General features: G+C 48.3%; 5 protein-coding genes. All 5 read left to right on the top strand.

Annotated elements, in window-relative coordinates:
* A partial coding sequence (locus UYI_RS38925; RefSeq protein WP_235147940.1) for an FAD-dependent oxidoreductase occupies positions 1–1,951 on the top strand: 1,951 nt, incomplete at its 5' end.
* Positions 1,952–2,029: 78 nt separating this feature from the next.
* Positions 2,030–3,145: a ferritin-like domain-containing protein gene (locus tag UYI_RS38920; RefSeq protein ID WP_162140394.1), complete on the top strand. Its 1,116-nt coding sequence runs from the start codon at positions 2,030–2,032 to the stop codon at positions 3,143–3,145.
* A gap of 352 nt (positions 3,146–3,497) precedes the next feature.
* Positions 3,498–5,105 carry an FAD-dependent monooxygenase gene (locus UYI_RS0111950; RefSeq protein WP_016866902.1) on the top strand — a complete coding sequence of 536 codons (1,608 nt, stop codon included), beginning with the start codon at positions 3,498–3,500 and terminating at the stop codon, positions 5,103–5,105.
* Between the two features lie 64 nt (positions 5,106–5,169).
* Positions 5,170–5,880: a glutathione S-transferase family protein gene (locus UYI_RS0111945; RefSeq protein WP_026085902.1), complete on the top strand. Its 711-nt coding sequence runs from the start codon at positions 5,170–5,172 to the stop codon at positions 5,878–5,880.
* Positions 5,881–5,937: 57 nt separating this feature from the next.
* Positions 5,938–7,194: a cytochrome P450 gene (locus UYI_RS0111940; protein ID WP_016866900.1), complete on the top strand. Its 1,257-nt coding sequence runs from the start codon at positions 5,938–5,940 to the stop codon at positions 7,192–7,194.
* Positions 7,195–7,202 lie beyond the last annotated feature (8 nt).

The following is a 7,202-nucleotide window of genomic DNA, read 5'->3' as shown; positions in this document are numbered from 1 at the left end:
AGAGTCCGACCTCTCCTCAAAATTAATGGATGAATTAGAGAGGTTGGATTTGCAGCCATATTTCAACGAAGATGGCCAGACAATAGACCTCCACAATTTCATCAAGGCAAACCCAAGTTTACGGGCGCGGTGCAGCAAAGCACTCGATATGTTCCTTAGCGATATCCTGGTAGAGACAAGCCACGATTTATTGCAATTGGAAGGGGGGATGGATCAGCTCATCAACCATCTAGCTGCGGCAATCAAAGCTCCAATTGCATGTAATCAGAAAGTAGTAGCCCTGGACGTACAACAGGATCATGTACAGGTATCCTGGTTAGAGGCAGGGCAGCTGCATACACGTCGTTGTGACTACGTATTGTGTACCATTCCCTTTTCCATAGTGCGTCAGATGGATTTGAGCGGGTTTGACGATGAAAAACTTGCCGCCATCCACAACACTTTTTACTGTCCAGCCACCAAGGTTCTGTTTCACTGCGCCCAGCCCTTCTGGCAAAAGGATGGAATTACAGGTGGAGCTTCATTCAGCGATGAAAGTATTCGTCAAATCTATTACCCTTCAGTACAGGGCAAACCCTCCAAGGTTAGCACACTCCTAGCTAGCTATACTATCGGTGACGATGCCGACTACTTAGGAATGATGTCCGAAACAGAGCGTCACACCTTTGTTAAGAATGCCGTGAGCAAGCTTCATCCCGAAATCGAAGCACCCGGTATGGTCTTAGACATGGTGACGGCTGTGCCATGTGTGGGGCGGGCGGTGAAGCCGGGGCCAGGGCCAACTCATGCGATCGCTGCTAAACTTGACCTTGGTGAGTTGGAATTACGCACAGTCACAAGTCAACGCTTAGTAGCACGAATTCCTACAAAAGCTTACCAGAGCGAAGCACATCAACTTACCAGTGGAGTTGTAGATGTACCATTAGCAGAACCGTTTGAAAATCTGCATCATGAAATTGAACAGCAGGGTCTGTGTATTGTAGATGGACGAGGGCAAATTCTGGTTCAGGAACAAGAAATCAACCTTCAGATAGATGACGCTTGTCTGTTTTTAGAATTTCCTGATTGGAAGCGTGGCAAAGACTATATAGAAGAAATAGAAATACGCTCATTTGTCCGAGGGCGTCCTGCACCAGTTGAAACCGTTTACCTGCGCCAGTTCTACAATCCCAAAGGTCTGCCTCAGCTACGATACGAATTTGAGCGAGACTCTGGAAACGTTGGTCAAATTTTTCACTTTCCTCCCAGTACTGAACTGAATATTGTACATTTCAAGCCAGGCAAGCGAGAGGAAATTAACGATTTTGCTCCTACATGTGTAGTTTCAACCAACTCTGAGGGGCGTGGGTGGGTAACTTTACACGGCGTCCAACCAGGAACCACGCGGGTACTGCTGTCGGCTCAACCTGATGAATTGCCCTGCGACCCAAATCAGCCAGACGAGGCAATGATCGCCTACGATAACGATGATTTGCTTGGCTTTTGGTCTGGTGCTGGCTCCTTTGCAGTGCGGGTGTTGCCTGATGACTGGCACTTGGAGGACATTGAGGATGAGGCAGTAGACTTCAACTTAATTTATGAGCATATTTTGGCTTATTATGAACTGTGCTTCTCCTTCATGAAAGCAGAAGTTTTTAGCCTGGCTGATCGCTGCAAAGTAGAGACTTATGCCCGGCTGATGTGGCAGATGTGCGACCCCCGCAATCGCAACAAAACTTATTACATGCCGCCAACACGAGATTTATCACAACCAAAGGCAATGCTTTTGCGTAAGTTCCTGCACAACCAGCAGCAAGTGGGTTACATCCCAACTTCTCAACCACTGCCAAAACGCACCCAACGCACTATTCAAACTCGCGATGAATTAGTCACCGCCCTGCGCCATGCCGCCGAACTAGAAGTAGCAGTCATGCTGCAATACATCTACGCGGCTTACTCCATCCCCAACTAAGTCACTGGTGAAGAATACGTAGGTCGTGGTTTATGGACACAGGAGCAACTACACTTAGCCTGTGGAAATGGCGAGGAAGTGCGTAACTACGGTATGCGGGGAGTGTTGCTGGAAGTTTCCCATGAGGAAATGATCCACTTTTTGATGGTCAACAATATTCTCATGGCTATGGGTGAGCCTTTTTACCCGGCAGTACCCAACTTTAGCGAGATTAATAGACGCTTCCCCATAGAAGTTGACTTTGCCCTGGAACCCTTCAGTGCTACAACCATACAGCGGTTCATGCGCTTTGAATGGCCTGATTTCCTGGAGAAAGACCTCGCCAGCGATACCAAACACAACGACCCGACAGCAGACCGTTTACACGGCTATGGCTCTTTAAGTGAGTTATATCGGCAAATTCGGGAAGCGATCGCCAATATCCCGGATCTATTCATTGTCAAAAAAGGTCGTGTTGGGGGCGAACATCACCTATTCCTGCGTGAAGACTTTAATAAAGTCCACCCAGACTATCAGTTGCAAGTTGACGATATCGAAAGCGCCCTGTTTGCGATCGACCTTATCGTTGAACAGGGAGAGGGATGCAACCCCAATTCACCCAAATTTGAGCAATCCCATTTCCAACAATTTCGACATATGGCTGAGGCCTTAGCGCAACAGCATATCATTCCCACAGGCGACGTGATCCCGTGGAATCCTGCCTACCCAGCATTGCGTAATCCCACACTCCATTATCGAGATGGCAATAGTAGCGTTGTTACTATTCCTGAAACTCGTGCTGTTATGCAAATTTTCGACGAATGCTACTTCATTATGATGCAACTGATGGTGCAACACTTTGGGTTAACGCCCACCGCTAGCCTCCGGCGATCAAAAATCATGAACGCTGCTATTGACATAATGACAGGCATGATGCGCCCTCTGGGTGAACTGTTAATGAGTATGCCTTCTGGTAAGCGTGGCAAGACAGCAGGCCCGACTTTTGAGATCGCCATGCCCATGTATATTCCTACACCAGAAGTTGCTTGTGAAGCGATCGCACGTCGCTTTGAAAGCTTAGCCCATAGAGCCAGAGAATGTGAAGTCATCCACAGTACCGTATATGAAATGTTCGATTTTACACACAATTCTTTGAAGATTTGGCAAAAAATCCCCAGCGCTTATTTCATTAATTCGTTCTTGGTTGGTTGTTGATTGTTGATTGTTGATTGTTGATTGTTGATTGTTGATTGTTGATTGTTGATGGTTTTTTCTACTAACCACTGTCTTGAAAATAGGGATCGGGGATTAACTAAACAGCAAACCCATAATCCATCTGTGTGCATCTGTGTGCATCGGTGTTCGTTCTTTCATCAAGAGCGTTGTGGGCTGTTTGCCCGTGGGGTCTAGCTACTAACTACTAACCCTACCCTGACCTTAAGCCACTACTCTTCGAGAAGCCGCTACGCGTCTACGTGTCTACGGGTTCGTCAGTCGCTCATGGGGAAGACCCCCAAGACCGCGCTGACTCACCACTAACCACCAACAAACTACTCCTAAAAAGCATATGAATAACACTACTATTGAAACAGATGTCCTGATTGTCGGCGGTGGGCCTGTCGGTCTAGCGATGGCATTGGAACTGCGCTACCAAGGTATCGATTGCATCCTGGTTGAGGAGTCTGATGGGGTAATTACTCACCCCAAGGTGGGTACTGTCGGACCACGCTCAATGGAACTTTGTCGGAGATGGGGTATCGCCCAACAGGTACGCGATGCTGGCTGGCCCTACGACCACCCCTTAGACATTGCCTGGGTAACAACTGTTGGTGGACACGAAATTTTCCGGCTTCATTTTCCCTCTGCTGGCGAAAGACCTTCACCTAGCTACACACCAGAACCAGAGCATCCCTGTCCTCACCACTGGCTGATACCATTGCTGATACGTAATTTAGGTCAGTATCCATACGGCCCTGTGCTACTCTGCTGTCGGTTAGAGAGCTTCCAACACACAGATGAGGGCGTTAGCGCCCAGGTAACATACCTTGACAGTGGAAATACACAGAGAATCCAAGCTAAATATTTAGTGGCTTGTGACGGAGCCAAAAGCCCAATCCGTAAAACATGTGGCGTTGATGCTCCAGCATATCATCCCACACGGGTGTTTCAGAACATTCTCTTCCAAGCACCGGAGTTACCAGAATTTCTTGGAGCGCGGAAAGCTTTAGTTTTTTACATGGTTAACCCAAAAAGATTGCGGTATCCCCTCCGCTCAATTGACGGCAAAGGGTTGTATCGTCTGACAGCAGTTCCACAAGAGGACGGTGAACAGCGCGATCCTGAAGAAGCTGTAATAGAGGCGCTTGGTATTGATACACCTATAGAAATTCTTTCCAGCGTTCAATGGCATCTTACCCACCGAGTAGCTGAACATTTTCGCCACGGGCGCATCTTCTTTGTCGGCGACTCTGCTCACACTCTCTCGCCTTCCGGTGGTTTCGGTATGAATACAGGCATCGCTGATGCAGTTGATCTTGGCTGGAAGCTAGCTGCTACTCTCAGGGGTTGGGGTGGTTCTAACTTGCTCAATACCTATGAAACTGAACGGCGTCCGATCGCGGTGCGAAATATGGAAGAAGCAAACGTCAACCTCCAGCGCACCCTGAAACGCAACTTACATCCAGAGATTATGAGCGATTCTCATGAAGGTGAACAGGCGCGCAAACAAATGGCTGAAAACATGCAGCGCGGCGACGTTCGCCGGGAATTTGATGCACCAGGAATTCACTTTGGCTTCCGCTACGAGTCCCCTGCTATTATCCCCGACGACTCTCCACTACCCAATCACGATCCCCACGAGTGGACGCAAAATAGCTACCCGGGTTGTCGAGCGCCCCATGCTTGGTTAGAGTCTGGTAAATCCACCATCGATTTGTTTGGTCACAATTTTGTGCTGATGTGTTTCCAGGGACAACAGCAAGTCGAAACCTTTGAGAAAGTCTGCCAGCAAAAAGGTGTGCCTTTTACAAGCATACAAATCAACAATCCTGAAATTGCCAATCTCTACGAGCGAGCCTACGTTTTAGTGCGACCTGACGGACACGTAGCCTGGAGAGGCCATAATTTGCCCAACGATCCAAACGCAGTAATTGACCGTGTTCGAGGGCATTTCTAAATTTATCTAAAGTCATCAGTCATTTTACCAATGACTAATGACTAATGACCAATGACTAATGACTATGAAATTCTACTACGCGCCTGCCTCATCCTACTGCCAGCGAGTGCTAATTGCTCTCTACGAGAAGGGTATAGATTTTACACCTATCGAGGTGAATCTTTTCGATCCCCAAGCGCGATCGCACTACATGCAAATCAACCCCTTTGGTAAAATTCCTACACTTGTAACTGATAACGGTCAGGTAATTATTGAGGCTGCCATCATCATTGAATACCTTGATCGCCACTTTCAAAATCAACCTCGCCTCATTCCTGAAGATCCAGAACTGGCTTTGAAGGTTCGTCTCTTGGAACGAATTATAGATGTGTACATCAACGGCGGACGTGAGGCATTATTTGCCGATACCCAGCGTCCTGTTGAAGAACGCGGTGATAGAGGGGTCGTCAAAGCAAAGCGGTTGTTGGAGACTGGGTGCTATCTTTTGAACGAGCGGCTTGGGGGGCATAGGTGGCTAGCAGGGGAAGAGTTTTCCTTGGCAGATTGTGCTGCTGCTCCTACCCTTGCCTACTTGCGTATAGTTTACAACTACAAACACCTGCCGAGACTAACAAATTACGTACGCCGCTTGGAATCAAGACCTTCTGTCATGCAGGTTCAGCACTCTGGACGTGAGCAAATGACGCGGATGCTGTCTGAATTGCGATATCCGTTAAAATTGCCATCTTTGGAGGAGCTAGCAATTTATGAGGGACTGGGGATAAGGGATAAGTAATTTCCCTATCCCCGATCCCTAATCCCCGATACCTAAAGCCTACTTGGAAGTTAACTAATGACGATTTCTACAATTGAAAGATTAAACCCGTTTATACCTGAAGTTATTGAAGACCCTTACAAATTCTACCGACGCTATCGGGAGCTAGATCCTGTCCATTGGGGACTCTCTGCGAACCCGCGATTGTCTGGTAGTTGGTATCTGTTTCGTTATGAAGATGTGGTGCATGTGCTTGAAAGTCCCAAGTTTGGTCGCGAGGCTGCGCGAGTGCGAGAGGATGGTAAAGGCGCACCAGTGCCAGCTGCTTACAAGGGATTTCGATCAATGGTTAGCAACTGGATGGTTTTTAGAGATCCACCAGATCACACCCGGTTGCGATCGCTAGTTAATAAGGTCTTTTCCCCCAGGATGGTTGAAAATATCCGTCCAGCCATTTTCGGCATCGCGGACAGTTTGCTGGATCGGGTTCAAAATCGCGGTGCAATGGACTTGGTTGAGGATTTTGCCTTTCCTCTACCAGTTATGGTGATTGCTACTCTGCTGGGTGTAGATCCGCAGGATCGCCCGATGTTCCGGGAATGGGCATTAGCTTTACAACATGCCAGCGCCTCACGCCTGACTCCCTCACCAGAGGTTTACGCTCAAGCTGAGCAGGCAACTTGGGGATTTATTGAATACTTTAAAATAGCGATCGCCCAGCGTCACCTGGAACCACGCCAGGATCTGATCACTGCCCTAGTTAAGGCCCAAGATGAGGGTAATAAACTCAACGATGAAGAGATTCTCGCTACATGCATTCATTTGTTGACAGCAGGTCACGAAACCACGATTAACCTAATTGCCAAAGGAATGCTGGCGTTACTCCGCAATCCTGATGCTCTCAAGTTATTGCGTTCTCACCCGGAACTGATAGCAGGAGCGGTGGAGGAACTCATACGTTACGACAGTCCTGTGCAAATGGTGACACGCTGGGCTTTTGCGGACGTCGAGATTGGCGGTAAGGTCATCCAGCGTGGGGATAGCGTGGGGTTAGTACTCGGTTCTGCCAATCGAGATCCTGCACGTTTTGTCAACCCTGATGTCCTTGATATCCAACGTCAGGACTGCAAGCACTGCGGCTTTGGTAGTGGTATTCACTTCTGCCTTGGTGCTGCCTTGGCACGTGCTGAGGCGGCTATTGCGTTAAATGTCCTGCTTAATCGCTTACCTGAAGTGCGCTTACTAAATGAAAAGGTTGAGTGGGCAAACAACATCGTGTTTCACGGGCCAAAACATCTGCGGGTTGGCTTTAGGAAGGTGATGGCGATCGCGTAGTGCGTGAT

The organism is Fischerella muscicola PCC 7414, assembly GCF_000317205.1.
Lineage (GTDB): Bacteria > Cyanobacteriota > Cyanobacteriia > Cyanobacteriales > Nostocaceae > Fischerella > Fischerella muscicola.
Note: the sequence above shows the minus strand (reverse complement) of the source record. Positions and strands in the feature narration are given on the sequence as shown.

Excerpts from the sequence above, each read along its gene's own strand:
- UYI_RS0111940 (WP_016866900.1), top strand. The coding sequence starts at position 5,938 with ATGACGATTTCTACAATTGAAAGATTAAACCCGTTTATACCTGAAGTT.
- UYI_RS0111945 (WP_026085902.1), top strand. The coding sequence starts at position 5,170 with ATGAAATTCTACTACGCGCCTGCCTCATCCTACTGCCAGCGAGTGCTA.
- UYI_RS0111950 (WP_016866902.1), top strand. The coding sequence starts at position 3,498 with ATGAATAACACTACTATTGAAACAGATGTCCTGATTGTCGGCGGTGGG.